Genomic DNA, 26,100 nt, shown 5'->3' with positions numbered 1-26,100 from the left:
GTACGGGTTTACGACGCGCAAGCGGGATTGCTGGCGTTGACGAAGGATCAGGATCGAGAACGAGGCTGACGCAGGTTTTTGGATTTGACGCGAAACGCGTCAGAACCTGCTAGTCGGAGCGGGCGGTTGCCGTTTCAACGGCGGCCCGTGCCTTGTCCACAGCCGCGTCTATACTCAGATCGGACGTATCTATCAAGATCGCGTCTGCGGCGGCGATCATGGGCGCATCCTTGCGGGTGCGATCGCGCTCATCGCGCTCACGAAGCTGGGCGGTGAGCTCAGTCAGAGTGATGGTGTCGCCAGCCGCTTTCAGCTCTGCGTGGCGGCGCTGGGCGCGGACCTCGACGCTGGCATCGACCCAGAGCTTCACGTCGGCGCCAGGGCAGACGACGGTGCCGATATCGCGGCCATCGAGGATTGCGCCGCCGGTCTGGTTCGCGAACTTGCGCTGCAGCTCCAGCAGGGCAGCGCGCACGGCGGGCAGGGCGGCGACTTTAGACGCGGCAAGGCCGGCCTCGGCGGTGCGCAGCTCACCTTCAGTGAACGCGGCTGGGTCCAGCTTGGACGCAATGGTGGCAACAGCGTCTGCGTCCGTCAGGTCGGCATCTGCATTGAGGGCGGCGACACCGGTCGCGCGGTAGAGGCGGCCTGTATCCATGTGAGGCAGGCCAAACAGCTCAGACAGGCGCCTGGCGATCGTGCCTTTTCCGGAGGCGAGCGTACCGTCGATAGCAATAATCATGGCGCGGACAGATGCGTCATGTCGATCAAGGCGTCAACCAGCCTTGCCAAGCTGCGACTGCACCTGCCATTTGAGCCGCTACTAACCACTCCGACGGGGGAAACAGGCATGCAGGATCTATGTGCTGAACGCCAATGGGTCTGTGAAGCGGTCCGGCGGCTGAACGCTGACTTCAATCGATCATCGGACACACATCTGATCCGTGTCGACCTGCCCGCCTTTCCGGGGCAGGTCCTTTACCTAAAAGACGAGTCCAGCCACCCGTCCGGCAGTCTGAAGCACAGGCTTGCGCGCTCGCTCTATCTTTACGGGATCTGCAATGGCGCGATCGGGCCAGAGACCGTGGTCGTCGAAAGCTCATCTGGCTCGACGGCCGTTTCCGAAGCCTATTTCGCCAAACTTCTGGGTCTCCGTTTCATTGCGGTCGTGCCAGAGGGGACCGCGCAGAAAAAGATTGACCAGATCAATTTCTACGGCGCCGAGACCCGGTCTGTCCCGGCCCCGCAAATCTATGACGAAGCCGAGCGGATCGCGCGCGAAAGCGGCGGCTACTATATGGACCAGTTCACCTTTGCCGAACGGGCGACAGACTGGCGCGGCAACAATAATATCGCTGAGAGCCTCTTCGCGCAGCTTGCCCTTGAAGAGCACGCCATTCCCGACTGGGTTGTGATGAGCGCCGGCACGGGCGGCACATCGGCGACCATTGGCCGGTTCATCCGATATCGCGGGGATCTTTCCAGCAAGACGCAGCTTTGCGTCGCCGACCCCGAAAACTCTGTCTTCTATGATCATTACATCACTGGCGACCGCGACCTGAAACTCAAGACGCGATCCCGCATTGAGGGGATCGGGCGTCCGCGTGTGGAAGCCTCGTTCCAGCCGCGGGTCATCGACCGGATGATGCAGGTGCCGGATGCGGCCTCGATCGCGACGATCCACTGGCTTGAAGGCGTTCTTGGGCGCAAATGCGGGGGGTCTACCGGGACCAATGTCTGGACCGCGCTCCATCTCATGGCTGAAATGCGTGAGGCAGGCCACGAAGGCAGCGTCGCAACGCTGATCTGCGATGGCGGTGAGCGGTATCTTGATACGTACTACAACGACGCCTGGCTAAAAGCGCAGGGCCTTGATGTCACCCCGCACCTCAAGACGATCGAGGAACTGACCGGCTAGCGGCCGCCCAATGTCTCTGGGATCTGCTCAAGGAGGCCGGGGCGGATGTCCTTTAGATCTTCCTCATAGAGTGAGAGCACGAATGGAAGAAGGATGGTCAGGACGGCCATGTATCCAGCCGTCAGAACAGACCGACCATTCGACTTGCGGTACAGTTGCGAAATGTTTGCTTTGGCAAGGCGCGCGATGCCGCTGGCATTTTGGATGTCGTCCCCCGCAAGCTCCTCGCGAACCACGACAAGCTCATCGAACGTGCGCGTGCGGTAATTCCACTTGGGCATTTCCTTGCGGACGGTCGTTGCGAGGCCGCCGATCTGTTTTAGGTAAGGCACCTGCTTTTCAACGCCGATCAACTCCTCGAACCACCGGCGTTCTATTACGTCGCGGATTATATGGCGGTCGACTTCCTGAGCGAGTTGTACCGAGCGCCAGTGCTCGACAAGCTTCAAATACTCTTTGCCGCGGATTGTCGTGATCGCGAAAGCTGGCAGAGGCGCCCAGCGCCAGAATGCCATGATCTCCTGCAGGCGATCCTTCTTGAAAAGACCGATCATCAAGTCTTCGATCTCGCGGGCGATCTGGTCCCGGTACGTCTTCAGCAGAGCAGGCGCCAGTTTGACCTCTCCGAGGAGTCCCGCCCTTTCAAGGAGTGTATCGGCGTTTTGGTGAACATTGGCGCGCTCCTCTTCGTATAGACGGGCGCCAACAATCACGGGGATCATCACAACCAAGGCGTACAGCGCTGCTACGACGGCAATGACGTGAGGTAGTGTGATCTCAACGCCCCAGATCACAGGCGGCGAAAATGTGATCAGGGGATACGAGGCACGCCAGGCCTGTGCCCCCCAGGCCACCAGCGAACCGATCGCCACGATGTTTCTAGCCACGGGCCCGATCGTTCGGTCTAGAGCCAATCGGGTTACATCGCGCGCGGCCAGAAGAATTCCCGCCCCCGCACCTAGAGTGAAATAAATAAACATGCCGAAATCGATGCGATCCGCTTCGATCACGCCGTTAGGACGGACATGGAAATAGGCCCAAAGAAGTATGCCGGCATTGATTGCTGCAGGTAGCAGGAGAACCAACACATTGGTCCGGCTGTGAGCTGCCATATTTGACAGAGAGAGGAGCATGTTGGCGCGCCGGTTTTTGTCTGCGCTCATGACCTGAAGAAGAACCTGCAGGCCAAGCCCGGCGACAAGCGACACGGTCAGAACGATCGCTGCACCGAGAAGGAAGTCGGCATGCACCGTTCCGAACAGAAGGAAGGCCTTCATAGTCAGAAAGACAAGCGACAATCCGGACTGAATGGTCTGCAAAAAAATTGTGGGTACTGTAGAATTCGACCGGACGTGTGCCAGCCGCATGAGCTGGAAGAGCAGAAACCCTTCCAGGACAACCAACCCGAGAATGTAAACCAGCGTCATCGTAAGCCCCCACAGTCCCCAGCGGCTATCTTCATTCAAGCTAAAGTTTTGTCCACCACCCATTGGGGGAATCGCAATGATCCTTTTCTCCTGAGTGGAGAGGTGCAGTCAGGGCTGATCGAGGGCGCCTTGGATTGCGGTGGCATTCGGCTCGTCGAAGGCGGTGAGGCTGATTTTCACGTCGTGGTCGGCAGCGAACTCGCGGCAGGCGTGCACGGCGATCCCGGCGGCTTCATTGGCAGGGAAGCCATAAGCCCCTGTTGAAATGGCCGGGAAAGCGATGGTCGTCAGTTCGCGCTTGATGAGTTCCTGAAGGCAATGGAGGTAGCAGGCCTTCAGCAATTCTGCTTCGCCCTCGCTGCCGCCGCGCCAGACGGGACCGACCGTGTGAAAGACGAGCCGGTCGCCGAGGTCAAAGCCTTCGGTGACGCGCACCTCGCCTGTCGGGCACGGGGCGAGCGGCTTGCAGGCCTCTTTCAGCTTTGGACCTGCGGCCCGGTGGATCGCGCCATCGACACCGCCGCCGCCCATGAGCGAGCTGTTGGCTGCGTTTACGATGACCTCGCAGTCCACATCGACAATGTTGCCGCGGTAGATTTCGATCGTTCCCTTCATGGGGGGCTCCCTTGTGGTCTGGTGACCTCACAACGCGGGCTGCGCGCATTTGGTGCCATGAACGAGAACCGCCGTCCTCTTGCGGAAGGCGGCGGCCATGAAGGTTATAGCTGCCTCAAGCAGTTCGGATGTCTGCGCCAAGCTCTCGCATGTGGTCCATGAAGTCCGGGTAGGAGGTGGCGATCATGTCGGCATTGTCGATCGACACCGGTTTCTGGCTCGCTGTGCCCATGACAAGCGCGCTCATCGCGATGCGGTGGTCGTGCCGGGTCTCGACAAGGCCGCCGCCGGGCGGTGGGCCGTCGCACCCCATCACGGTGAAGCCATCCTCATGCTCTTCGACCTCGACGCCATTGACGCGCAGCATGGCGACGATGGCGCTGATCCGGTCGCTTTCCTTGACCCGTAATTCGTCGGCCCCGGTGACCCGCGTCTCGCCTTTTGCAAAAGCTGCGAGCACGGCGAGGATCGGGAATTCGTCAATCATCGATGCGACGAGCGTTTCAGGAATATCGCAGCCCTTGAGGGCGCTCGTGGCGGCCTGGAGGTCGACCAGGCGTTCGCCTGCTCCATCACCGATCTGTTCGGCGCCAAGACCGGCGCCCATGCGGCTGGCCGCCTGAAAGAAGCCGTCGCGTGTCTCATTCGACATGACGTGTTCGACAACGACGCCGCCAGCCGGAGAGATGATCGCGCCTGCGATGAGAAACGCGGCAGATGAGGGATCGCCCGGAATGCTGGTCTCGACGGCTTCAAGCTGCTGTCCGCCGCGAATGGACACGATGTTCTCGGTCCCGGTGCCAGCGCGGACGGAAACCTCAACGCCAAAGCTGCGCAGCATGCGTTCTGTATGGTCACGGGTGGCGCGTTTCTCGGTCACTTCAGTTTCGCCGTCCGCATTGAGGCCAGCAAGGAGTATGCAGGATTTTATCTGCGCGGAGGCCTGTTTCGGGGCGTAGGAAATGGCTTTTAGATTCGCCTTGCCCTGCAAGGTCAGCGGCAGCTGGCTGCGACCTTCGGGCAGAAATTCTGCGCCCATCAATTTCAGTGGATCGATGACGCGGCCCATGGGGCGGCCGGAGAGGCTTTCGTCGCCAATGAGGTCTGCAGTCAGGTCATAACCTGACATCAACCCCATCATGAGGCGTGAGCCTGTGCCTGAATTTCCAAAGTCGAGCGCGCTGGATGGGGAGCGCAGTCCAGCGGCACCGACACCTGTGATGCGCCAGCTCTGCGGGCCTGTACGCTCTGCTTCAGCGCCCAATGCCTGCATGGCGCGGGCCGTGTTCAACACGTCTTCACCCTCAAGCAGGCCGGTGACCTCAGAGGTGCCTTTAGCGATGCCAGCAAGCATCAGCGCGCGGTGCGAACAGGACTTGTCACCTGGGGCGCGAATTGCACCCTGGAAACGCGCGACCGGGAACGAAGTCCATGCCAATGATTTCTCCTTTGCAGATCAGCGCGAAAAGCGCTTTGACAGGGGCGGGCGTTTCTGGCAAGCGCCCCGGCACTTATTAAATCGAGCCCGGAGTTCCTTACCAATGGCTGATCCTGATCTTGGCACAAAGCAGATCTGTCCGAGCTGCGAAGCAAAATTCTACGATCTGAACAAACGTCCTGCCGTCTGCCCGAAGTGCAAGGCGGAGTTCGACCCTGAAGATGACGAAGTCCGCACGACGAGCGCGAAGCTAAAAGCCAAGCGCGCCAAGAGCGCGGTTCCTGTCGACGACGAAGAGGACGATCTCGAGGAAGAGACGAACAAGAAAAAGAAAAAGAAGAAGGCCGCCGCCCGCGATACCGACGAGGATGATGGCGACGAGTCCGAGGACGACGAAGACGACTACGAAGAGGAAGAAGAGGACGACGAGGACGAAACCTCTCGCGAACTCGGATCCGAAGCCGATGAAGTCGTTCTTGAAGGCAATGACGAGGACGAGGATGAGGAAGCCGCGCCGGGCAAAGTGCCATCCGGTTTCTCCGAAGACGACCTCGACGATGATGATGACGACGATGAAGACATTCCGCTCGACGATGACGAGGAAGAAGAGTTCGATCTCGACGCCGACATCGAGATCGATGACGATATCGACGCCGTTGGCGAAGACGATGATGACGATGACGACAGCGAAGAAGGCGATGAGCCAGCTGACGCTGAGGATGACGACAAGAAGTGATCCTGACAATTAGACTTGATCGGGGGCGTGTGAGCCTATAACTCACCCGTCTCCGACCGGTTCGGGGCCTTAGCTCAGCTGGGAGAGCGCCTGCATGGCATGCAGGAGGTCAGCGGTTCGATCCCGCTAGGCTCCACCATTTTTCACAGGTCTGGCTTTTGCCAGTAACATGTGAAGTCACCCCGTACTGGGGATGTCATTACCAACTCGTTTTTGTATTGGGCGCGGCAGAAGCATTTTGCCGTCAGCTGCCTGCGACTTTACGCGCAGGAACGCGCTCATTGCGTCTCACGTTTCTCCGTCAATCACGCAATTGAATCGGAGATCAGCACATGAGCCATGCGCTTACCCTGCAATCTATAGAGCCTGTTACGCACGACGTCTTCAAACTACGCTTCGACAAGCCAGGCGGCCTTGCGATCAAGCCCGGCCAAGCGGTCGACATGGCGATCGACAAGGATGAGTGGCGCGAGGAGAAGCGTCCGTTCACACCGACCAGCCTGCCGTCTGATGGCTATCTGGAATTCACGATCAAATCCTATCCGGAACATGACGGCGTCACCGAGCAGATTGCCAAGCTTCAGCCCGGCGACAAGGTTCTCGTCGATGAGCCGTGGGGCGCGATCAATGATGAAGGCAAGGGCTGGTTCATTGCTGGCGGCGCGGGCGTCACACCGATGATCGCAATCCTGCGCAAGCTCCTCGAAGACGATGGCACGCTGGAGGGTTGTGAGCTGATCTTCTCCAACAGCACCGAAGCCGACATCATCCGCCGCGAAGACTTCGAGCAGATGAAAGGCCTGACGACCTATTTCACGGTAACCGACCAGACCACAGCCGACGTTCACACAGGCAAGATCGACAAGACGCTGCTGAATGAGCGTATCGAGCCTGGCAAGGGCAAATGCTATGTCTGCGGGCCAGATGGCATGATCGACGACATCGTTCTGGCGCTGAAGGAAATCGGTGTCAGCGAAGACGATATCGTGATCGAGCAGTTCGACTAGGCAACAGGCTGAACAGCTGTTCAGCTAGGGCCCTGTCGGCGAGCGAATGCCCACATCTTGCCGACTTTCCGGCTTGAAGCTGGCAAAACCGGACACCATTTTAAGTCATGACACGGAAAGACCCGGCACCATCAGTGTGCTGCCGCAAAGCGGGGCGACTGGCCGGGACCCTCATGTGTCGTGGTCCTGTCTTTGAAGGAAGGAGCATGCCATGACGACAGACCTTGAACATCAAGCTGCAAAGCTCTTCAGCGCGAAGGATCTGGTATACGTTCGCCGCATTGCGGAAAACGAGCTGGACGATCTTCCCGATGAAGCCCTGCAGACCATAAACAATCGCGAGTCGCTCTTTGTACTTGCGAATGGTGACGGTCAGCAACTTGCCATTGTGGAAGGCCGCGAGGCTGCATTCGCTGCGGCCCGTGCGCACGAAATGCGCCCGGTCAGCGTCCACTAAGAGTTTGATCACAAGCATTGAAAAAGCCCGGCCATGAGCCGGGCTTTTTTGTTGCCTGAAGACTTACTGGAACGCACGGTCCGGCGACCATCGGCCTCAGTCTTCTGCGAACGACCAAATTCTCGGGTCAACGCTGAGGTGACTGTCGAGAAAGCCGATGATGGCTTCCATTTCCTTTCGCCGATCCCCGGCCATCCGGTGGGAGTGTCCTGAGCGGAAAAGCTCCACGAACTCTACACTCTTGCCAGCTTCGCTCAGCGCTTCGACCATAAGCGACGACTGCTCGATCGGAACGACCGCGTCCTCATGGCCGTGGATCATGAGGACCGGTGCCTTAACGTTCTCGGCCATTCGCGCCGGAGAAACGGACGCAAGTTCGTCCCGGTCGCGCCGTGGATCGCCGATATGACGGGTCCAGTATTCATATTCATCAGATCTGCTGCCATCCTCGTCCCGCACCCATTTCAGCATTTCCAGAAGATCTGTCGGTCCGGATGCGGCAATGACACATTTGTAGAGGTCGGGTGTCAGTGTTGCGGCGGCGAGTGCAGCATATCCGCCATAGGAATAGCCAAGGATGCAGGCATTGGAAGCGTCTGCTTTCCCAGCCGAAACCAGGTGGGCGAACCCGTCTTCGAGATCATGCTGCATGGCTTTGCCCCACTGGCGCCTGCCCGCGTCGGCGAACCCGAGCCCGTAACCTGACGAGCCCCTGAAGTTTGGCTGGAACACGGCATACCCGTTCCCCGCAAGGATCTGGGCTAGCGGATCGAAATCTATTGTATCGCGCATTTCAGGCCCGCCATGCGGCATCATCACGAGCGGCGGGATGACATCGTCCTTCACGCCCTTCGGCACCGTCAGATAGCCAGTGATCGGCAATCCGTCGCGCGCTTCATATGTCACGATCTCGGTGGGGGCCAGCCGGTAGGGTGAGAGGTTCGGAAAGGCGCTACCATAATTGCGGATGCGCGCCTTCTCGACGTCATAGATGTAATAAGTGCCGGGTTCCTGGGGGCCGCTTGCATAGAGGAGCCAGCGGTTTCCATCGCGGCTGCTATCGGTCCAGTCGATATTCACCTTGTCCTCGAACATGGTGACCAGCCCGTTCATGTGAGCCTGCATCGTCTGGTCGGTAAACTCAGTCTTCAGAAGGTCGTCATAGTAGCGGCTGCCGAGATACTCGTAGGACTCCGGATTTATCAGCGCGTCTTCAATATCGCGGTCCGGATCGACCCGAATGGGCCGGATGAAGCTATCGGTGGTGAAGTCATATAGGTGAATGCCGGTCGTCGGCTCACCAGCTGGGCGTGCGGCGACATAGTAGGTGCCCGTTACCATTCCCGGTGACAGCGGACGGAACTCGGTGCTTTGCTTGATCGCCTCGGCCCGCTCATCAGCGCGGACAGATTTCAGCCGCTTCCATGATGTTCTACCGTTCGGTCTGTCCTGACGGCCATAATAGGTATAGCGCGTGCCGCGACTGTTCACGTCGACCCTGAAGGCAGGCTCTCCTTCAATATCGGCGAACCAGCCAACCGTGCGGGTCTTGCCGACGCCGATACGTTCATGGTCGCCCGTCGAGACCTGAATGCGGAAAAGGTCCAGATCGCCCCGAAGGGTTGCTGCGACCAGGAAATGATCCGGGTCATTGGGCAGGAAGCTCACAATCCGGCCGAGGTTCAAATTGCGCTTTTCCAAGGATTTGACACCTTCGAACACACGCTCGACGTCTGTTCCGTCCCTGCGAAGGAGGAATAGGCGCGTCACCGGTATCGGCATCGTCTCGTAACCAGAGAAGGTGTAGTAGTTGAGCCCTTCACGCGTATATATCTGGCCGTCAAACGTGCCAAAGACCGTTACCGATGCGATCAGCCAATCGTCATTCGCCCACTCGACCCAGTTCACAAAGGTCGACTCGTCGAATGGCAGGTGGAGGGTTTGTTCGTCCGGATTGTCGAGGTCGCTGACAAAGACGAAAATGCCTTGAGCGTTCAGTTTGACACCGGCCAACCAGCGCCCGCTTGGCGACAACTCCACACTGCTGAGTGCAGGCGCGCGCAGATAGTCATGGAAGGTGGTGCTGTTGCGCAGCGCCGAGTCATAGCTGCCCTGCGCCGAAGCCAGAAAGGGTAGGCCAAGGCAGGCCAGTATAAACAACAATCTTTTCAATGCCCGGCCCTCCTAAACTCGATCTTGAGTTGATGGCAGCGGCGATGAAGCGTCAAGTCAAATGCTAGAGAATAGCGGGAATAACCCTGTCAGGGGGGCGGTGCCCATCGGCAAAGGTCTTGATGTTGATGATGACTTTTTCGCCCATCTCGATCCGGCCTTCTTCGGTGGCAGAGCCCATATGGGGCAGCAGCATGACGTTTGGCAGGCCGAGAAGCTCTGGATTGACCGAGGGTTCACGCTCAAACACGTCGAGCCCGGCCCCGGCGATCTTGCCGGATTTGAGGGCGCGGGCGAGCGCTGCCTCATCGATGACCTCGCCGCGTGCCGTATTGACGATGTAGGCGTCCTTGCGAACGAGATCGAGACGGCGGGCCGAGAGGAGGTGAAAGGTCGCTGGCGTGTGCGGACAGTTCACGGAGATGACATCCATACGGGCCAGCATCTGGTCGAGGCTTTCCCAATAGGTCGCGCCGAGCTCGTCCGTAATCTGACGGTTTACCGGCTTGCGGTTGTGGTAGTGGATCTGCAGGCCAAAGGCCCTGGCGCGGCGGGCGACAGCCTGGCCGATGCGGCCCATGCCGATAATGCCGAGACGCTTGCCAGCGAGCCGCTTGCCGAGCATCCATGTCGGCGCCCAGCCATCGAACTTGCCAGCTTCCAGCAGCTTGATGCCTTCATGCAGGCGGCGCGGCACGGCGAGGATAAGCGCCATTGTCACGTCGGCTGTGTCGTCTGTCAGAACGCCCGGTGTGTTGGTGACTGTGATGCCGCGCTGGACCGCGCTTTCAATGTCGAGATTGTCCACACCGGCCCCGAACTGCGCAATGTGGCGGAGCTGCGGGCCTGCCTGCGCCAGAAGCCGTGCATCGATCGCATCGGTCACGGTCGGCACGAGCACGTCGGCCCGCTTGACCGCGTCGGCCAGTTTTGCGCCGTCAAATGGCGTGTCGGTTTCATTCAATTCAGTGTCGAAAAGTTCTTTCAGGCGAAGCTCTACCGGGTCCGGCAGACGCCTTGTCACGATAACCTTTAGCCGCTTTGCGGTCATGGGCGTTTCCTTTCCTAGCGGTCAGCGCATAGCAGAGCCTTTCGCCTGCGCCAATCCATCCCGAAACCAGCATCGGCCTTTACGCCTGATTCACCAAGCGCGGCCTAGATGACGATATGCTGGGTTGCTTTCGCCATATTTTGTCCGCCTGCCTTATCCTGACTGCTTGCCAGTTGGCAACGCCGCTTGCCGCAGGGCAGACCGTGAAGATCAGTCAGTTTTCAGGCAAGCCGGTGCCTCGTTTCGAGTCGCTTCGCTATTCACGTGTGAATGGCCGGATCGGGCCATCGACCGACCATCAGGTTGCCTGGGAGTATGAGCGGGCCGGCCTGCCTGTGCTGGTCATAAAGGAAACGCGCGACTGGGCGCAGATCCGCGATCCCGATGGCGATGAGGTATGGGTGGCCGCACGTATGCTGACCGACCCCGGCCATGTCATCGTCACCCGCGAGACGGTCTTGCGCCGCCGGGCGCAGTCAGGGTCACCGGGGCGCGCTACGTTGCAGGCGGGCGTTCTGGCTGAGCTGGAAAGTTGCGAGGAACGCTGGTGCGAGGTCCGCGTGGGCGATTATCGCGGCTGGGTGGACAAGCCCTCGCTTTGGGGCCTCAACACCGACTCCGCCGGTCTTTAGCCCAGCGGTTTGCTTGACAAGGCGCTTTGGGGCAGGCTCATGCCCTGATCTTGATTCCCGGCAAGTAGAGGTGCTCGCATGAGCGGACCGCATGATTTTCACACGCCCCAGTCCTCCTATACGAAGGAGGAGCTGCTGATCTCAGGTCAGGGCCAGCTTTTCGGTCCGGGGAACGCGCAGTTGCCCGTGCCACCGATGCTGATGATGGACCGCATCACCGAAATCAGTCTCGATGGCGGCGCCTTCGGGAAAGGCCATGTGATCGGCGAATATGACGTCAAACCTGATCTCTGGTTCTTCCAGTGCCATTTTCCGGGGGATCCGGTGATGCCTGGCTGCCTTGGCCTCGATGCCATGTGGCAGGCGGTCGGCTACTGGCTTGGCTGGTCCGGCTCACCCGGCAAGGGCCGGGCGCTTGGTGTTGGCGAGGTGAAGTTCACCGGTGAGATCACGCCGGACAAGAAGCTCGTCAAATACGTCATCGACATCAAACGGGTGCGCCGCGGCAAGCTCAATCTCGGCATTGCCGATGGCCGCGTCTATGTTGATGATGAGCATGTCTACACGGCGATCGACATGAAGGTCGGCCTGAAGAACGTGCTCGAAGGCGGCGGCGCGATGAGCTGATGCGGTGGGCCGTCACTGGCCCCTCACCGGCTTGACCAAAACAATCTGCCCGCCTAGCCCGAAGGCAGAAACCTAAATCCACCTTCACGCGAGGATTTCACCATGGCTGACGACTGGAACATGCCGGAAGGCGAACTGATGAAGGGCAAGCGCGGCCTCGTCATGGGCGTCGCGAACCAGAACTCGATCGCCTGGGGTATCTCGAAACAGCTTGCCGCCCAGGGCGCAGAAATTGCCTTCACCTACCAGGGCGAGAGCCTTGAGCGCCGGGTGCGTCCGCTGGTCGAGTCGATCGGTATGGACACGATGATCCCTGCCGATGTGACCGATGACGCGTCGATGGATGAGGCCTTTGCGGCGGTGAAGGAAAAATGGGGCAAGATCGACTTTCTCGTTCACTCCATCGCCTTTGCCGGCAAGGATGAGCTGCAGGGCTCCATGGTCGCCAATACGACCCGGGAAGGGTTTCGCCGGGCAATGGATATCTCGGTCTACAGCTTCATCGATTGCTCGCGCCGTGCCTCCGAGATGATGCCGGATGGCGGCTCGATCATCTGCATGACCTATCTTGGCGCCGAGCGTGTCGTGCCGTCCTATAATGTCATGGGTGTCGCGAAGGCCGCGCTCGAGGCCTCCACCCGCTATGCTGCCCGCGATCTCGGGCCTCAGGGCATCCGCGTGAACGCCATATCAGCTGGCGCCATGCGCACGCTGTCACTGGCAGGCATCAAGGGGGGCAAGTCGCTGATGGGCACAGGCCGCGACATGTCGCTCCTGAAGGAAGACACGCGTATGGAAGGCGTCGCAGGCGCCGCGCTCTACCTGCTGTCGGACCTTGGCCATTCAGTGGCAGGAGAGGTGCTTCACGTTGATGCCGGCTTCCACGTCGTCGGTGTGCCGGACATGGGCGAAGAGTAAAAACGCCCTGGCATTGCTTGCTCCCTATGGAACTACATGCGCGTTAATGAGTTTCTGAGTTTATAGTTGAACTATAGCTAAAGGGGCTAGAAATGAAATTTCGTATTCTCGGCGCAACATGTGCGCTTGCACTTATGGGCGCCGCTGCCTGTGAGCAGGAGCCTGAGACGGTTAACACTCCGGCAGCCAATGAAGATATGGCGACCGATGGCATGGCCGATAACGATATGGCCGAAAATGGTGCCATGACGGGCGATGTCAGTGAAGACGGCATGTCTGACGACATGATGGGCGAACCCGCCGATAGCATGACCACCGAAAATGACATGATGACGGATGAAAGCGTGCAGCGTGAAAATGCTCAGCAGGCCTTCACCGCCATTGATCAGGACGGCGACAGCATGATCGGGCGCGAGGAATGGTCTGAGTGGCAGAACCGCGGCAATGACACCGCGATCCGCTTTGACGACCATGATCTTGATAGCGACGGTAACTTCTCTTTCGAAGAGTATTATGACGCTGTGACAGGCACGGGCGCGGCGAACTAGACCACGTCGACCAGTTTTTTTGATCCAAAACCTATAGAAATGAAGACAGGCAGTGGCTCGGTGCCGCTGCCTGTCTTTTTTTGTTGTGCACGATTGTCGCCCAGCCTGGCATTATCGCTCGCGAAGCCACGCCACCTGTGAAGCCTTCAAGACGGCGATGAAGGCAGCGCCGGAGGTTCGCCAGTGCTACACGGTCTCCGGCGAGGTGGACTTCATCGTCATCGCCCACTTTCAGGACCTGCCTGCCTATGACGACTGGGTGGCAGACAATTTTCTCTCCAACCCTGCGATTGCGAGAACGACGACAAATGTCATCTACAGGCGCGTGAAATTCGACACCGCGATCCCGGTTTAGGCGCTAGGGCAAAGCCTCCCTGGTTTCCTCAACATATTGACCAGAGGTCTCGATCGCGGCATTGGGAGAACTCCAATGGAGTGTTGATGACACGCAACCAGTCTGAGTCCCGCTAGGGGGCCTGTCTAACTTGCTGAAAGGCAGGGCAGGCCGACAAAAACAGAGCCCGGTACGCGAGCCCGCGCACCGAGACGGTTTTTGTGCGCTCTGAGAGCGCAATTCTCCGGACTAATTTCACATGGATATCTCTCGCGCCGAACAGCGCATCCTGCACCTGCTTGCGCAGGGCGGGAAAATCGAAGTCATTCGCCACGGAAACAAACTCGCAGACCTGAATTGCTATAGCCGCGATGGCTGGCGCTATCCCGGCGTCGACGAGTGCCTTTTTCGTAAGCTGAAACGCAAACGCGCCATCGCGTCGAAAGGCGGCGCGCCTTATCGCATCACGCGGCGGGGGCTGGAACTGGTGAGGTCAGAGCTCGACAATCGCTAGGCCGCTCACGGAGGAGGCCTCGCCCTTCTACTTCGCTCAGGGTGAGGCTCCTCTACGAACCGAGTGTCACTCCAACCTCATCCTGAGCCTGTCGAAGGATGAGAAGACGAGGCGTTTGGCTGATCCTCAAGTTGACCCTGCTTTGGACATCGGCGCCTATGGCAATTTTAGCTGCGCCGTGCTGAGGAGAGGTGATGGGCGACTTCGTCAGTTTCTTTGTGGCCGTCCTGAGCGACTGGCAACTGCAGTCCCCTGCCAATCAGGTCGCTATCGCTGTGACCGTCCTGCTACCACTTGTCGGCTGGATATGGTCGTCGACCCGCGTCACTAGCTACAAGCGCGAGCGCGATGGTGCCAAATCGGAAGCCGCGAGGCTGGAAGCAGAAAGGCGGTCGCTTCTTGCCAGCGTAGCTGAGGCAAAGGCTGCTGAAGCACTCTACAATCCGCACAACATGCTCGACCGGGCCAGTCGAGAGCGTCAGGAGGGCAATGATGAACGTGCGGTCCAAGCCCTCCAGATCGGCTTCGACAATATAGCCCCAGGACTTGCCGACATATCCCGCCAGCTAGCCGATCATACGCTATCGATCATGGCAGAACGTGATACGGAAAGTGCGCTAGGCTTAGCCGGACGTTATGCGCATATCGCCGTGTTGCTTGAACCCCGTGACCGCGAAACGCAGAGAGTGCTCGAGGAGATCGTTTTCGCCCAGGCAGATTTTGGCGAAGCCATCGGAAGCTCCGACTTATGGAACACCTCTCTGCCAAGCGATCCGAAAGATGCGGACAAGTTAATCTCTGTAATCCAAGCTCACGGTAATACGCTAGTCCAGAAGGGGCTGTATCGTCTGGCCGTGCGCTTATTCAGTCGGGGCCTTCTCGCGGCCAAGCGGGCAGGTGTTTACGATCAACCAGCCGGCTTCGCGGCTCGTTATCACGAAGCTCAAGCGCGAGGTATGGGAGGAGATATATCCGACGCTTTAAAGAAGGTGCAAATTCTTCTTCCCGTACAAGAGCGCGTTCAGGGCACTGAGCATCCCAATGTGCTATCAACACGCATCCTCGAGGTGCGGCTTCTTGCCGATATCGGAGACACATCTTGCGCGTTGGAGAAGGTTCATTCCCTTCTTTCCCTTGAAGAACGCTTGCAAGGCAGAGACCATCCTAGCGTACTCACAACACGCTATCTTGAAGCGCAGATTTTGTCGGATACCGGCGATGCCTCTGGCGCGTTGGAGAAGGTGCAGGCACTGCTGCCGATCATAACACGCGTGCGGGGTGCTAAGCACCCTGTGGTATTCACAACGCGCGATCTTGAAGCGCAACTTCTATCTGACTTGGGCCACGCATCTGCTGCATTAGAGAAGGTGCTAGCTTTGCTGGATGTTCAACAGCAAGTGCTCAATACTGACCATCCTACCGTACTTCGCACTCGTTGGTTAAAGGCAAAGATAGAAGCGGGTCTCGGAAAAACACAGGCCGCGCTCAATGATTTGAAAATCATACTACTTTTGCAGGAAGAAAAGATGCTGCCAACACATCGTCACGTTCGGGACACCCGGGAGCTCATCAACAAGCTATCCGCATTATAATCGGCATAATGCGCCGCGCCAGCTTCACCCCGGCATGATCGCTTCGCGCAGTTTCGCAAAGATGCTCATGCCGAAGTCGCCTTCATAGGCTTTGCGCGGTGATTTACGCACAGCCTCATCGATGGCTTCGGCGTCGGGGCCGATCAGGATGCGCCAGTCGTCTGCGCGCACGCCATCGAGGATGATGCGGGCCGCGTCTTCGGCCGAGGTGATCGCATTGTCGCGGAATTGCTCACCGCGCGACTTTGCCTCTTCATACTCCTCGTTGCCGCCGCCAACAGCAGAGTCGTCGCCGAACTCTCGCAGTGTGTTGAGGGCGATCTGCGTGCCGATGTGGCCGGGCATGACGACCGACGCCTTCACATGTGGCGCGTTGAGCCGGAGGTCCGTGATAAGCGCCTCCGTAAAGCCCTTCACGGCGAATTTGGCGGCTGAGTAAGCCGTATGCGGTGTATCGGGCCCGATACTGGCCCAGAAGCCGTTCACCGAGCTCACGTTGACGATATGGGCTTCATCGGCGGCCACCAGCATACCCATGAAGGCGCGCGCATTGTTGTAAACGCCGTACCAGCAGACATTGAAGGTCCGCTCCCAGTTCTCACGCGGCCCGGTGACGAAGCTGCCACCGCCGCCAATGCCGGCATTGTTGATGAGAAGGTGGATATGGTCTGTCTCGTGGTGTTCACGGACATGGTCGGCGAAGGCCTGGACCTGGTCTTCCTTGCCGACGTCGGCGCGGAAGCTGGTGACCCGCACACCTTGCGGCGCGAGCTTTTCGGCGGCCCTGACCGTCTCGGCCATGTCCTCTTCCGAGATATCGCAAATGGCGATGCTGCAGCCGGCTTCGGCGAGCTGTTTGGTCAGTTCCCGGCCCATTCCATTGCCGCCGCCGGTGACCACGGCAATCTTTCCGCTGAAATCCTTCATCTGAAATCTCCTCCCTTATGTTTTCCCGTCATCCTAAGGGTGGGCCACGATTGCGCCAATGCTGACCAATGGGAAAGCGCCGGAACTTCGTGAGGTGGCGCTGGTTGCAAAGGGCAGAAGTGGAGATACCGACATGGCAGATATTGTTCTCATCGGCGCGACCGGCGGCATTGGAAGCCGTCTCATTCCGATGCTGATCCGCCGGGGCCACAGCGTCACGGGCCTGCTTCGCAAGGATGAGCAGGCGCGAGAGCTGAAGGATGCGGGCGCGACGCCTGCCAAAGGCGACCTCATGAAAATGAGCGCGGACGACTTTTCGGCCATCATCAAGGGCGCAGACGCGGTGGTCTTTTCGGCAGGCGCGGCCGGTAGTGGAGCTGAGCGTACCAGCATGATCGACGGGCAGGGACCGGTGAAACTGATCGAGGCGGCGCGCGCGACTGGCGTGAAGCGCATCTATCTCGTTTCGGTTTTCCCCGACGCGGGTCGTGACCGCGACCTTGGCGAAGGTTTCGAACATTATATGAGTGAAAAGAAGAAGGCCGATGCGGCCCTGGCTGCCAGTGGTCTTGACTATGTGATCGTCCGGCCGGGCACGCTGAAAAGCGAGGATAGCGACGGTCAAGTCGCCGCTGGGCGGGCACTGACCTATGGCGATGTGGCTCGCGGGAATGTGGCGGCCTTTATCGCCGAACTGATCGACACGCCGGAAATCAGACAGGACATCTTCGAGCTGACGAACGGCGATACACCGGTTGCCGAAGCGGTGGCGGCGCTGAGACGTAATTAAGAGGTCAGGAGGACCGTGCAGGCCGGACTTCGACTGTCGGTCCGTGGAAATGGATGTAGACGGTCTGGTTCGGCTGGGGGCCGGCTTTCTCGCCGCGCACCGTGAGATCGATTTTCCCACGAAGCGTTGGAGGCACGCGGCCCATGGCCCAGCCTTCTTCAGGCAGGTCGACGGCATCATTGTCGCCGCTCATCATGGCAAGACCGCTCATCTTCCAGCGTCGTAGCGTGGCCGGTTGGCGGATGGTCGTCCCGGCGTCGATACGCAAGGGCACCGGTCGGTCGAAAGAGCCGTCCTGGCGCACAAAAAGTTCTGTCAGCCAGACACCGCGCTCAGTCGTCACGACGCCCATGGCAAAATGCGTAATGCCATCGCGCAGGATCGCATCGCGGTGGCTGGGGGAATTCATCAGGCCAGTGTGCAGACGCTCAACGACGGTGTCCCAGTCAAAATTGCCGGTAATGGACGCAATGTTTTCAAGCAGGAGGCTGGTCAACAGGGTCCGGTCGAGCGCGTTGATGCGATCCTTTGGCATCGTCGCATCGAGGCCCTGGTGATTGAAGAAGTCGTTCGCCGCCATGTCGAGGCTGTGCCAGCGGGCGGCGTTGCGCAATTCAGTGCGATAGACCAGCGTCGGCAAGCCATGCTCACGGCGTGTCTGGTTGATCCGCTCAGCAAATCTGGCTTCAAATTCTTCGTCAAACTTGAATCCCTGAGGAATATCCTGAAGGCAGGCGCGGCCATTTTCGACATAGGTAGGGATGTCGTTTGCTCGCTCAACAAACGAAATTCGGCACTGGGCACTCGCCTGAAAGGCGAAAATACCCCCGAAAATGGTTAAGAAAACAATAATTCCCCTCATTTTTGCCACTATACGGCAAAAAAGTTTACAGGACACCTATTAATTGGAGGCGGGACAAAATTGGCGCCAACATGCGGTCAATTGCATCACGGCTGGCCGATACATTCCCATAAGCAGGCAGGCCCTCATCTGCAATAACCAGATCGGCCTCGAATTTGGCCGGGTGGGTGAACCGGTAGTGCGCCGCGCGCACCGTGCCGAGATACTGGCTGATCACATGTTCCACCTGCCGGCCGCGCTCGACAACGTCGCGGCGGATACGGCGCGCAATCCTGAGATCATCCGGTGTGTCGACATAGATGGAGAGATCGATGAGATCGCCCAGTTCCTTGATGGAAAGCGCGTGTATGCCTTCCAGGATAATCACCGGGGCCGGCGCGATGCGATGGGTCGCTTTTGAGCGATCATGGCGCTCATAGTCGTAGACCGGCTGATCGATGGTCTGGCCATTCTTCAGCGCGCGGATGTCATTGGCGAGGTGATGGGTATCCTTCGAGGCGGGGTCATCATAATTGACCTGCTCGATGATCGCCGCTCGCTGGGCCTCAGTGTCGCACGGCCCGTAATGGCGCATGGGATGATAGTAGCCATCTTCGTGGAAGATGACGGCGCGCTCTGGTCCGAGGGTGTCGATCAGAGCGTCGGCGAGCGTCGACTTGCCTGAACCCGATCCGCCGGACATCGCGATAAGAAAAGGTGAGCTGGTCATCGCCCCGGATGTAAACGGAAGCGTTGACGATGGGAACCCGGCAGCGTGCTGATACTGCCGCCTGAACGGACAAAGGGCGCTCTCCCTGCGGTGAGCGCCCTCTTTTGTGTCTTTGTCCTGGTTTCGCGCGCGGTACCTAGCGGCGTGTCACCAGCGGGCCCCTGAGCACATATGTGTCGGCGTCGAGCTCGACGAGGACATCGAGATAGCCAGTATCATCGCGGTCGAAGGCGACGTCATGCATGCGCATCAGCGTGCCGCCAGCCAGCCGGTTGCCCGATGCGTCTGAAAGGCTCCAGCCAGCGGTGCGGAAATAGTCCTGATTGACGCGGGGACTAAAGCTGGTGGCCCCAGCGATCTGAAGCGGCAGCGGCGTTTCGAGCTCACCATCCACCGTTGTCAGCATCTGGACCACATAAAGGCGCCCATTAGCCTCGGCGATACCTAGACCAGTGTCGGTGAAGCCGCCGTGGACAAGGTTCTCGCGATTGGCGCTGTCGCCAGAGATGGCGGCATAGATATCGCTGACCGATGCATCGGCATCGAGCACGGCGACGTTCGCGCCTGTAGCGCTTGCAAGAACCTGACGATCAAGCGCTCGCATCCGGTAGATGTGGCCGCGGCCTTCAAGATCATTGTGGCCGGCATAACCGCGCGCCGCCATATCGAGCGCATGCGCACGGGCTGCACGATCGAGCGAGGCGCGCCGGTTCAACGGGGAGACGCCCGCCCGGGTTCGGACCGCATTGGTTCGATCAAAGATGCCCGTTTCCCGCGTGGCGTCAAACTCGCTCTTGTCGAGACACGCTTCGACTTCGGCGACATAGCTTACAAGACCATCCGCATACCCATCATCTGGGGCGCAAGATGATTGAGCGGCTGCTGGAAGTGCCGCAATTGCACCCGAGACTGCCGCCAGAGCCAGCAGCGAACGAGTGCGAGAGGTGTCATATTTGTGTAACATAAGTGTCATGAAAGGTTTGTGACAGTTATGTGTCAATGCCAAATCGACCGATTTCGAGATAAAAATTACGTCGGTATACGGACTGAGTCTGTTTTTACTGGAGAAATTCGACCTTGCGATCTGAAGCTTCTCATTAAAAAAGGCCGCCCTCGCAGGCGGCCTCTTCAAAATTAACGATTTTTGCCGGTCAGACGGGGCCTGACAGGACGTCTGCAAAAGCGACTATTCGGCGTCTGCCGCGTCGCCTTCCTTGTCCTTGCCGGTTTCCTGATCGACGGCTTTCATCGACAGACGAACCTTGCCGCGGTCATCAAAGCCCATCAGCTTGACCCAGATCGTGTCGCCTTCCTTGACGAGGTCCTTGGGGTGGTTGATGCGCTCATCAGCCATCTGAGAAACATGGACCAGACCATCTTTCGGGCCGAAGAAGTTCACGAAGGCGCCGAAATCCTTGATGGAGACGACTTTGCCTTCATAGATCTCACCGGCTTCCGGCTCAGCGGTAAGCTCACGGATGCGCTTCTTGGCAGCATCAATGGACTCGCGGTCGAGCGCGGAGATCTGGATCGTGCCATCGTCTTCGACATTGAGCTTGGCGCCCGTTGTGTCGACGATGTCGCGAATGGTCTTGCCGCCCGAGCCGATCACGTCACGGATCTTGTCGACCGGAATGTTCACGATCTCCATCTGCGGCGCATTGGCCGACAGTTCGCCGCGCGATTCAGCAAGCGCCTTGTTCATCTCTTCCAGGATGTGGGCGCGGCCGCCCTTTGCCTGATCGAGAGCCGTCTGCATGATGTCGCGGGTGATACCTGCGATCTTGATGTCCATCTGCAGCGAGGTGACGCCCTTCTCGGTACCAGCGACCTTGAAGTCCATGTCGCCGAGGTGGTCTTCGTCCCCAAGAATGTCAGAAAGGACAGCAACGCCGTCGGCTTCCTTGATGAGGCCCATCGCGATACCGGACACCGGACGCGTGATTGGCACACCCGCATCCATCATCGCCAGAGCGCCGCCACAAACGGTCGCCATCGAGGACGAACCATTGGACTCGGTGATCTCGGAGACGAGACGGATGGTGTACGGGAATTCTTCCGGCTTTGGCAGGACCGCGCGAAGGGCGCGCCATGCCAGTTTGCCGTGACCGATTTCCCGGCGACCTGCACCGCCCATGCGACCTGTTTCACCGACCGAATAGGGCGGGAAATTGTAGTGCAGCATGAACTTTTCTTTGTGCGTGCCACCCAGGCCGTCGATGAACTGCTCATCGTCGGACGTGCCGAGTGTTGCGACACAGATCGATTGGGTCTCACCGCGCGTGAACAGGGCAGAGCCATGTGTGCGTGGCAGGAAGCCAGCTTCGGCAACGATCGGGCGAACCTGATCGAGCGAACGGCCATCGATGCGCTTGCCGGTCTTGATGATGTCACCGCGAACGACAGACGCTTCGGCTTTCTTGAAAGCTGACTTGAAGACGCCTTCTGACATGCCGTCTGGCTTGTCTTCGGTCGCAACCAGCGCTTCAGCCGCTTTTTCGCGGGCGCCGCCGACAGCTTCCTGACGGCTCAGCTTGTCGGTGATCTGATAGGCAGCCGAGAGATCCGACCCAACGAGGTCCTGGATCTTCTTGAGCTCGGCCGAAAGATCTTCGGCTTCGAACTCGAAAGGCTCCTTGGCAGACTTTTCAGCCAGCTTGATGATCGCGTCGATCACCGGCTGCATGGCTTCATGACCAGCCATAACGGCGCCGAGCATCACGTCTTCGGCAAGCTCTTTGGCTTCGGATTCGACCATCATCACGGCGTCGGTCGTGCCAGCGACAACGAGGTCCAGTTCGGACTCTTCAAGGTCGTCAGCCGTCGGGTTGATCAGATACTCGCCGTCCTTGTAGCCGACGCGCGCAGCGCCGATCGGGCCCATGAACGGGGCGCCCGACAGAACCAGCGCAGCGGAGGCGCCAATCATGCCGATAATGTCTGGATCGTTTTCCAGGTCATAGGAAATCGCGGTCAGGACGACCTGGACTTCATTCTTGAAACCGGAAACGAAAAGTGGACGGATCGGACGGTCGATGAGACGGGACGTCAGCGTCTCTTTCTCGGTCGGACGACCTTCACGCTTGAAGAAGCCGCCAGGGATGCGGCCCGCTGCGTAATATTTTTCCATATAGTTGACCGTCAACGGGAAGAAGTCCTGTCCGGGCTTCGCTTCCTTGCGGAAGGTTGCGGTCGCGAGGACTGTGGTGTCCCCATAAGTAACGAGGACGGCCCCGTCAGCCTGACGAGCGACACGGCCCGTCTCGATCGTCAACGTGCGGCCAGCCCATTCCAGCGACACGGTTTGCTTGTCAAACATGCGTTCTTCTTTCTCTTCATGCGAAAAGCCCGCCCGGACCCCATGTCCTGGCGGGCTGTCTGTGGCTGGTGCCTAGCGGCGGATACCCAGCTCTTCGATCAGGGACTGATAGCGCCCCTCGTTTTTCCTCTTGAGGTAATCAAGAAGCTTCCGGCGCGTGGCAACCATATTGAGGAGGCCGCGGCGCGAATGGTGGTCTTTTTTGTTGGTCTGGAAGTGCTCTGTCAGGGTGTTGATGCGTTCGGTGAGGATCGCAACCTGGACTTCCGGTGACCCGGTATCGCCTTCGGTCTGGGCGAATTTCTTGATCAGTTCAGCTTTTTTCTCTGCCGTGATCGACATCGTGAATACTCTTTCGTTCTGGCCTCTCAAGAGGCCGTTTCAGCTAACCCTTGATTTTAAGGGTGGTCCATTTGGGAAAGTTTCCGGGATGCCAGCCGGGATGTCGTCCAGCAGCGGAGAGCCCGGAAAGCTCGCCTCAAGCCGCGCACATGGCACATTCAGCCCTGAAAGGGAAGGGGAATGGTGTGATCTCCCCCCGCTCTTGCATAAACGGGGATGACCCTTACGCAGCAGATTGAAGGAGCTATCATGAGCCGGCTTTTCGAGGAACTCGACTATCAGGTCACTGATATCGGCGCGGTCAGCCTGCGGCGCCGCCTTATCCTGTCACTCGATGTGGATGTCTGGGAAGTGCTGCTTGGCGAAGAGCACCTGATGTCGAGCCTTTTTACCGCGTCCGAAATCGCGCTGGCCAAGCTTGGGCTTGATGCCCTTGATGACGCCGCTGGCCGAAGCTGGGACGTGGTCGTTGGCGGGCTTGGTCTTGGTTATACGGCAGGCGCTGTCCTCGAAGACAAGCGCGTCGCGAGCCTGCAAGTCGTGGAGTTCCTGCAGCCGGTGATCGACTGGCATGAGCAGAAGCTCGTCCCACTCGATCCGCCACTGTCGGCTGATGCGCGCTGCACCGTCCGGCATGGCGATTTCTTTGCGCTGGCCGCGTCAGATGACGGCTTTGGCAAGCTGCAGGACGCCATCCTGATCGATATCGACCACACGCCGGACTGGCTGCTCGATCAGCGCAGCGGGAGCTTTTACAGCGAAGAGGGTCTGCGCCAGCTTGCGAGGCACCTGAAACCAGGCGGCGTCATGGGTCTCTGGTCGGACGCGAAGGCTGATGAGGCGTTCGTCGCACGCATGGCCAGCGTCTTCGAGAGCGCCTGGAGCGAGCCGGTGACGTTTCACAACCCGCTCCAGGACAAACCATTTACCCAGACTGTCTATCTGGCCCGGAAACCGCGATAGGCTCAGATTTCCTTTGCCCGGCGCATCGCCGCCACGATGAATGGCGTCACGGCGCCAAGCACGATGATGAAGCCCATGGCCATCCACTGCGCGACGCTGTCTCCCCAGAGCGTGTCGGCAAAGAAGATCGCGAATGTCCAGAAGAGGGACGCGAGCAGCATGAAGATAGCGGCGCGGGCGGGAGTTGCGCGCGGCAAGACGCTGCCATTGGCGCTCGCACCGGACTTGTCACCCCAGGCGAGCCACCGCGCCATCACGAGCAGGAAGCCAGCCCCCCCGATCACGGGAGAGGCCAACATGGCCTCGTCGATAGGGGCAAAGATCCATACGCCGATGAAGGCGAGGCCGGATATGACAAAGGCCCAGCCGGCAAATCTGTCGACTGAGCTCGTGCCGGCCTGTCCCCCTGAGGCCTGAAACAGGCGCAGCTTCGGCACGTAGTTTCCTGTCACGACCAGCATCAGGCCGAGCATGAGGGCCACGCCTCTTCGGGCGAGGTCCGGCTCAAGGATGCCGGTTTTTTTCGCGGCACCTAAAGCGAGGATGCCAGCGGCGATAGAAAGGACGCCGATGGAAAGTGGGCCGACCACGCGCTTGGGTTCGATTGTCTGTGTCACGGCTTGCCCGCCTCCAATTTTGTTGTGTTTTGAGCCGTCGGCGATTTATGCGCTTCCCAGCCAAATGTCTTCGCGAAACCGAACAGGGCGTCTTCCAGAACTGACATCTGGAGACAGTAGATGACCTTTTTTCCTTGGCGTTCAGTGGTGACGAGACCGGCTTCCTTCAGCACGGAAAAGTGGGCCGACATAGTTGGTTTCGAGACCTCGAACGCCGCTGAAAGCTCACCGGCAGGCTTGGGCCCCTTGCGGAGCATTTCCAGCACCTGACGACGGGTTGGATCGGAAAGAGCCTTGAAAACAGAGTTCATGAATAGACATTTAGCTAAATATCGAAAAGAGGTCAAGTATATCATGGTCCGCAAACGTAAAACCCGCGCCACCAAGGAGTGACGCGGGTTTTTTCAAACGCGCTGAAGCCTTGGTAGCGCTTAGGCGCTGGCCTTTTCCTCTTGGAGTGTCGGATAGTCGGTATAGCCTTCGGCGCCGCCGCCATACCAGGTTTCCTGATTGCTCTCATTTACCGGCGCGTCCTTTTCCAGACGTGTGGGGAGGTCCGGATTGCCGATGAACGGACGACCGAAGGCAATCGCATCGGCCTCGCCGCTTTCAACCCGCTTGATCGCAAGATCGCGGTCAAAGCCGTTATTGGCGACGTAAACACCGGTGAAATGCTTGCGCAGCTCAGCCAGCTTGTCGTCGGACGCATCGCGCGGGCCGCCGGTCTGGCCCTCGATGATGTCGAGAAAGCCAAGGCCCGCCTCTTCAGCGATTGAATACGCCTTGGAGAAGAGCGCCATCGGGTCGCTATCTGAAACGTCATTGGCGTTTGAGAACGGCCCGAACCTCACGCCGACGCGCTTTGGCTCCCAGATGCTGGTGACGGTCTCAATGACTTCCTTCAGGAGGCGCGTGCGGTTGTCGACAGAGCCGCCATACTGATCGGTGCGCTTGTTGGAGCTATCGCGCAGGAACTGATCGATCAGATAGCCATTCGCGGCATGGATTTCGACAGCGTCAAAGCCTGCCTTTTTGGCGTTCTCTGCCGCCTTGCGGTAATCCTGAATAAGGCGCGGCATTTCATCGGTTTCGAGGGCGCGCGGCGTGGAGGTGTCGACGAAACCGTCGCCATCATAGGTCTTGGCTTTGGCAGCAATTGCCGATGGCGCGACTGGGGCCTGTCCATCAGGCTGAAGCGAGGTGTGCGAGATGCGCCCGACATGCCAGAGCTGCATGGCGATATAGCCGCCCTTGCGGTGGACGGCGTCGGTGACCTTCTTCCAGGCGGCGACCTGCGCATCGCTATGGATGCCCGGCGTCCAGGCATAGCCTTTGCCTTCCGCAGAGATTTGCGTCGCTTCGGTAATAATGAGGCCAGCACCGGCACGCTGGGCGTAATAATGCTGGTGCAGCTCATGCGGGAGGTTGTCGCCGTCGCTGGCCCGGTTGCGGGTAAGCGGCGACATGAAAACCCGGTTGGGAAGGGTGAGGTCACCCAGATCGATCGGGGAGAAAAGTTTCTCGGTCATATGCGGTCTTGTCCTTCTGCCTATTGGCTTGCCGGACCTAGATAGGAAGGCAAGCG

The 26,100-nt window shown here is 59.0% G+C and carries 28 protein-coding genes and 1 tRNA gene; 14 read left to right on the top strand and 15 right to left on the bottom strand.

Annotated features, from left to right (window positions below):
- Positions 1–109 precede the first annotated feature (109 nt).
- Positions 110–742: a (d)CMP kinase gene (gene cmk, locus F550_RS0110815; protein WP_018148573.1), complete on the bottom strand. Its 633-nt coding sequence runs from the start codon at positions 740–742 to the stop codon at positions 110–112.
- A 108-nt stretch (positions 743–850) separates the two neighbouring features.
- Between cmk and F550_RS0110810 the strand changes: the two genes are divergently transcribed.
- Entirely contained in the window at positions 851–1,918 is a 1,068-nt protein-coding gene (locus F550_RS0110810) for a PLP-dependent cysteine synthase family protein (RefSeq protein ID WP_018148572.1), read from the top strand.
- Here F550_RS0110810 and F550_RS0110805 read toward each other — a convergent pair.
- The 3 genes from F550_RS0110805 to aroA form a co-directional block, all read right to left on the bottom strand.
- On the bottom strand, positions 1,915–3,345 hold the full coding sequence (locus F550_RS0110805) for a hypothetical protein (RefSeq protein WP_018148571.1): 1,431 nt from the start codon (positions 3,343–3,345) through the stop codon (positions 1,915–1,917). The two genes, F550_RS0110810 and F550_RS0110805, sit on opposite strands and share 4 nt — an antisense overlap.
- Before the next feature lie 108 nt (positions 3,346–3,453).
- The gene (locus F550_RS17595; RefSeq protein WP_018148570.1) at positions 3,454–3,960 is read right to left on the bottom strand and encodes a macro domain-containing protein; all 507 of its coding nucleotides are present in this window, start codon (positions 3,958–3,960) and stop codon (positions 3,454–3,456) included.
- 115 nt (positions 3,961–4,075) lie between these two features.
- Positions 4,076–5,398: a 3-phosphoshikimate 1-carboxyvinyltransferase gene (aroA, locus tag F550_RS0110795; RefSeq protein ID WP_018148569.1), complete on the bottom strand. Its 1,323-nt coding sequence runs from the start codon at positions 5,396–5,398 to the stop codon at positions 4,076–4,078.
- Positions 5,399–5,501: 103 nt separating this feature from the next.
- Here aroA and F550_RS0110790 point away from each other — a divergent pair, with 103 nt between their 5' ends.
- From F550_RS0110790 to F550_RS0110775, 4 genes are all read left to right on the top strand, one after another.
- Positions 5,502–6,134 (top strand): TIGR02300 family protein, encoded by a 633-nt coding sequence (locus tag F550_RS0110790; RefSeq protein WP_018148568.1) that lies wholly within the window; start codon positions 5,502–5,504, stop codon positions 6,132–6,134.
- A 63-nt stretch (positions 6,135–6,197) separates the two neighbouring features.
- A tRNA-Ala gene (locus tag F550_RS0110785) sits at positions 6,198–6,273 on the top strand.
- Between the two features lie 193 nt (positions 6,274–6,466).
- Complete coding sequence (locus F550_RS0110780; RefSeq protein ID WP_018148567.1) at positions 6,467–7,141, top strand: FAD-binding oxidoreductase; 675 nt, start codon at positions 6,467–6,469, stop codon at positions 7,139–7,141.
- Between the two features lie 211 nt (positions 7,142–7,352).
- Complete coding sequence (locus F550_RS0110775) at positions 7,353–7,598, top strand: DUF1150 family protein (RefSeq protein ID WP_018148566.1); 246 nt, start codon at positions 7,353–7,355, stop codon at positions 7,596–7,598.
- A gap of 96 nt (positions 7,599–7,694) precedes the next feature.
- On the opposite strand, the gene F550_RS18585 is transcribed toward F550_RS0110775, so the two are convergent.
- Both F550_RS18585 and F550_RS0110765 read right to left on the bottom strand, forming a co-directional pair.
- Positions 7,695–9,770, bottom strand: a complete 2,076-nt coding sequence (locus F550_RS18585; RefSeq protein WP_156807914.1) for an alpha/beta hydrolase family protein — start codon at positions 9,768–9,770, stop codon at positions 7,695–7,697.
- Between the two features lie 64 nt (positions 9,771–9,834).
- On the bottom strand, positions 9,835–10,821 hold the full coding sequence (locus tag F550_RS0110765; RefSeq protein WP_018148564.1) for a 2-hydroxyacid dehydrogenase: 987 nt from the start codon (positions 10,819–10,821) through the stop codon (positions 9,835–9,837).
- Between the two features lie 173 nt (positions 10,822–10,994).
- Between F550_RS0110765 and F550_RS0110760 the strand changes: the two genes are divergently transcribed.
- The 7 genes from F550_RS0110760 (at position 10,995) to F550_RS0110730 (ending at position 15,986) form a co-directional block, all read left to right on the top strand.
- Complete coding sequence (locus F550_RS0110760; RefSeq protein ID WP_018148563.1) at positions 10,995–11,453, top strand: SH3 domain-containing protein; 459 nt, start codon at positions 10,995–10,997, stop codon at positions 11,451–11,453.
- A gap of 78 nt (positions 11,454–11,531) precedes the next feature.
- Positions 11,532–12,080, top strand: a complete 549-nt coding sequence (gene fabA / locus F550_RS0110755; RefSeq protein WP_018148562.1) for a bifunctional 3-hydroxydecanoyl-ACP dehydratase/trans-2-decenoyl-ACP isomerase — start codon at positions 11,532–11,534, stop codon at positions 12,078–12,080.
- Positions 12,081–12,182: 102 nt separating this feature from the next.
- A complete protein-coding gene (locus F550_RS0110750) occupies positions 12,183–12,998 on the top strand; it encodes an enoyl-ACP reductase FabI (RefSeq protein ID WP_018148561.1) in 816 nt (271 codons plus the stop codon).
- Positions 12,999–13,090: 92 nt separating this feature from the next.
- Positions 13,091–13,546 (top strand): EF-hand domain-containing protein, encoded by a 456-nt coding sequence (locus F550_RS0110745; RefSeq protein ID WP_018148560.1) that lies wholly within the window; start codon positions 13,091–13,093, stop codon positions 13,544–13,546.
- A 52-nt stretch (positions 13,547–13,598) separates the two neighbouring features.
- Positions 13,599–13,901 (top strand): Lrp/AsnC ligand binding domain-containing protein, encoded by a 303-nt coding sequence (locus tag F550_RS17585; protein ID WP_324603048.1) that lies wholly within the window; start codon positions 13,599–13,601, stop codon positions 13,899–13,901.
- Positions 13,902–14,139: 238 nt separating this feature from the next.
- Positions 14,140–14,394 carry a YjhX family toxin gene (locus F550_RS0110735; RefSeq protein WP_018148558.1) on the top strand — a complete coding sequence of 85 codons (255 nt, stop codon included), beginning with the start codon at positions 14,140–14,142 and terminating at the stop codon, positions 14,392–14,394.
- Between the two features lie 194 nt (positions 14,395–14,588).
- Positions 14,589–15,986 carry a hypothetical protein gene (locus F550_RS0110730; protein ID WP_018148557.1) on the top strand — a complete coding sequence of 466 codons (1,398 nt, stop codon included), beginning with the start codon at positions 14,589–14,591 and terminating at the stop codon, positions 15,984–15,986.
- Between the two features lie 24 nt (positions 15,987–16,010).
- On the opposite strand, the gene F550_RS0110725 is transcribed toward F550_RS0110730, so the two are convergent.
- A complete protein-coding gene (locus F550_RS0110725; protein WP_018148556.1) occupies positions 16,011–16,913 on the bottom strand; it encodes an SDR family NAD(P)-dependent oxidoreductase in 903 nt (300 codons plus the stop codon).
- A gap of 133 nt (positions 16,914–17,046) precedes the next feature.
- Here F550_RS0110725 and F550_RS0110720 point away from each other — a divergent pair, with 133 nt between their 5' ends.
- Positions 17,047–17,703 carry an NAD(P)H-binding protein gene (locus F550_RS0110720; protein ID WP_026180712.1) on the top strand — a complete coding sequence of 219 codons (657 nt, stop codon included), beginning with the start codon at positions 17,047–17,049 and terminating at the stop codon, positions 17,701–17,703.
- Positions 17,704–17,707: 4 nt separating this feature from the next.
- Here the strand turns inward: F550_RS0110720 and F550_RS0110715 are convergent, their stop codons facing one another.
- The 5 genes from F550_RS0110715 to rpsO form a co-directional block, all read right to left on the bottom strand.
- Positions 17,708–18,565, bottom strand: coding sequence for a CAP domain-containing protein (locus F550_RS0110715; RefSeq protein WP_018148554.1), 858 nt, complete (start codon positions 18,563–18,565; stop codon positions 17,708–17,710).
- Between the two features lie 25 nt (positions 18,566–18,590).
- Complete coding sequence (udk, locus tag F550_RS0110710) at positions 18,591–19,274, bottom strand: uridine kinase (RefSeq protein ID WP_018148553.1); 684 nt, start codon at positions 19,272–19,274, stop codon at positions 18,591–18,593.
- A 136-nt stretch (positions 19,275–19,410) separates the two neighbouring features.
- Entirely contained in the window at positions 19,411–20,247 is an 837-nt protein-coding gene (locus F550_RS18955; RefSeq protein WP_083910969.1) for a CAP domain-containing protein, read from the bottom strand.
- 213 nt (positions 20,248–20,460) lie between these two features.
- Entirely contained in the window at positions 20,461–22,593 is a 2,133-nt protein-coding gene (gene pnp, locus F550_RS0110695; RefSeq protein ID WP_018148550.1) for a polyribonucleotide nucleotidyltransferase, read from the bottom strand.
- A gap of 72 nt (positions 22,594–22,665) precedes the next feature.
- A complete protein-coding gene (rpsO, locus tag F550_RS0110690; protein ID WP_018148549.1) occupies positions 22,666–22,935 on the bottom strand; it encodes a 30S ribosomal protein S15 in 270 nt (89 codons plus the stop codon).
- Between the two features lie 249 nt (positions 22,936–23,184).
- Between rpsO and F550_RS0110685 the strand changes: the two genes are divergently transcribed.
- Complete coding sequence (locus tag F550_RS0110685) at positions 23,185–23,898, top strand: polyamine aminopropyltransferase (RefSeq protein WP_018148548.1); 714 nt, start codon at positions 23,185–23,187, stop codon at positions 23,896–23,898.
- 2 nt (positions 23,899–23,900) lie between these two features.
- On the opposite strand, the gene F550_RS0110680 is transcribed toward F550_RS0110685, so the two are convergent.
- From F550_RS0110680 to F550_RS0110670, 3 genes are all read right to left on the bottom strand, one after another.
- The gene (locus F550_RS0110680) at positions 23,901–24,515 is read right to left on the bottom strand and encodes a hypothetical protein (RefSeq protein WP_018148547.1); all 615 of its coding nucleotides are present in this window, start codon (positions 24,513–24,515) and stop codon (positions 23,901–23,903) included.
- Positions 24,512–24,826, bottom strand: coding sequence for an autorepressor SdpR family transcription factor (locus tag F550_RS0110675; protein ID WP_018148546.1), 315 nt, complete (start codon positions 24,824–24,826; stop codon positions 24,512–24,514). The genes F550_RS0110680 and F550_RS0110675 overlap by 4 nt, the downstream gene beginning before the upstream one ends.
- 120 nt (positions 24,827–24,946) lie before the next feature.
- Complete coding sequence (locus tag F550_RS0110670) at positions 24,947–26,044, bottom strand: alkene reductase (protein WP_018148545.1); 1,098 nt, start codon at positions 26,042–26,044, stop codon at positions 24,947–24,949.
- Positions 26,045–26,100 lie beyond the last annotated feature (56 nt).

Source organism: Henriciella marina DSM 19595, from assembly GCF_000376805.1.
In the GTDB taxonomy this organism is placed as follows: Bacteria; Pseudomonadota; Alphaproteobacteria; order Caulobacterales; family Hyphomonadaceae; genus Henriciella; species Henriciella marina.
This window is presented reverse-complemented; position numbering and strand designations above follow the sequence as displayed.

Excerpts from the sequence above, each read along its gene's own strand:
- F550_RS0110675 (WP_018148546.1), bottom strand. The coding sequence starts at position 24,826 with ATGAACTCTGTTTTCAAGGCTCTTTCCGATCCAACCCGTCGTCAGGTG.
- F550_RS0110715 (WP_018148554.1), bottom strand. The coding sequence starts at position 18,565 with ATGAGGGGAATTATTGTTTTCTTAACCATTTTCGGGGGTATTTTCGCC.
- F550_RS0110725 (WP_018148556.1), bottom strand. The coding sequence starts at position 16,913 with ATGAAGGATTTCAGCGGAAAGATTGCCGTGGTCACCGGCGGCGGCAAT.
- F550_RS0110775 (WP_018148566.1), top strand. The coding sequence starts at position 7,353 with ATGACGACAGACCTTGAACATCAAGCTGCAAAGCTCTTCAGCGCGAAG.
- F550_RS0110810 (WP_018148572.1), top strand. The coding sequence starts at position 851 with ATGCAGGATCTATGTGCTGAACGCCAATGGGTCTGTGAAGCGGTCCGG.
- F550_RS0110805 (WP_018148571.1), bottom strand. The coding sequence starts at position 3,345 with ATGACGCTGGTTTACATTCTCGGGTTGGTTGTCCTGGAAGGGTTTCTG.
- F550_RS0110735 (WP_018148558.1), top strand. The coding sequence starts at position 14,140 with ATGGATATCTCTCGCGCCGAACAGCGCATCCTGCACCTGCTTGCGCAG.
- F550_RS0110745 (WP_018148560.1), top strand. The coding sequence starts at position 13,091 with ATGAAATTTCGTATTCTCGGCGCAACATGTGCGCTTGCACTTATGGGC.
- F550_RS0110670 (WP_018148545.1), bottom strand. The coding sequence starts at position 26,044 with ATGACCGAGAAACTTTTCTCCCCGATCGATCTGGGTGACCTCACCCTT.
- F550_RS0110730 (WP_018148557.1), top strand. The coding sequence starts at position 14,589 with ATGGGCGACTTCGTCAGTTTCTTTGTGGCCGTCCTGAGCGACTGGCAA.
- udk (WP_018148553.1), bottom strand. The coding sequence starts at position 19,274 with ATGACCAGCTCACCTTTTCTTATCGCGATGTCCGGCGGATCGGGTTCA.
- fabA (WP_018148562.1), top strand. The coding sequence starts at position 11,532 with ATGAGCGGACCGCATGATTTTCACACGCCCCAGTCCTCCTATACGAAG.
- F550_RS18955 (WP_083910969.1), bottom strand. The coding sequence starts at position 20,247 with ATGACACTTATGTTACACAAATATGACACCTCTCGCACTCGTTCGCTG.
- F550_RS17595 (WP_018148570.1), bottom strand. The coding sequence starts at position 3,960 with ATGAAGGGAACGATCGAAATCTACCGCGGCAACATTGTCGATGTGGAC.
- rpsO (WP_018148549.1), bottom strand. The coding sequence starts at position 22,935 with ATGTCGATCACGGCAGAGAAAAAAGCTGAACTGATCAAGAAATTCGCC.
- F550_RS0110750 (WP_018148561.1), top strand. The coding sequence starts at position 12,183 with ATGGCTGACGACTGGAACATGCCGGAAGGCGAACTGATGAAGGGCAAG.
- F550_RS0110720 (WP_026180712.1), top strand. The coding sequence starts at position 17,047 with ATGGCAGATATTGTTCTCATCGGCGCGACCGGCGGCATTGGAAGCCGT.
- F550_RS0110685 (WP_018148548.1), top strand. The coding sequence starts at position 23,185 with ATGAGCCGGCTTTTCGAGGAACTCGACTATCAGGTCACTGATATCGGC.
- cmk (WP_018148573.1), bottom strand. The coding sequence starts at position 742 with ATGATTATTGCTATCGACGGTACGCTCGCCTCCGGAAAAGGCACGATC.
- F550_RS0110790 (WP_018148568.1), top strand. The coding sequence starts at position 5,502 with ATGGCTGATCCTGATCTTGGCACAAAGCAGATCTGTCCGAGCTGCGAA.
- F550_RS0110765 (WP_018148564.1), bottom strand. The coding sequence starts at position 10,821 with ATGACCGCAAAGCGGCTAAAGGTTATCGTGACAAGGCGTCTGCCGGAC.
- F550_RS0110780 (WP_018148567.1), top strand. The coding sequence starts at position 6,467 with ATGAGCCATGCGCTTACCCTGCAATCTATAGAGCCTGTTACGCACGAC.
- pnp (WP_018148550.1), bottom strand. The coding sequence starts at position 22,593 with ATGTTTGACAAGCAAACCGTGTCGCTGGAATGGGCTGGCCGCACGTTG.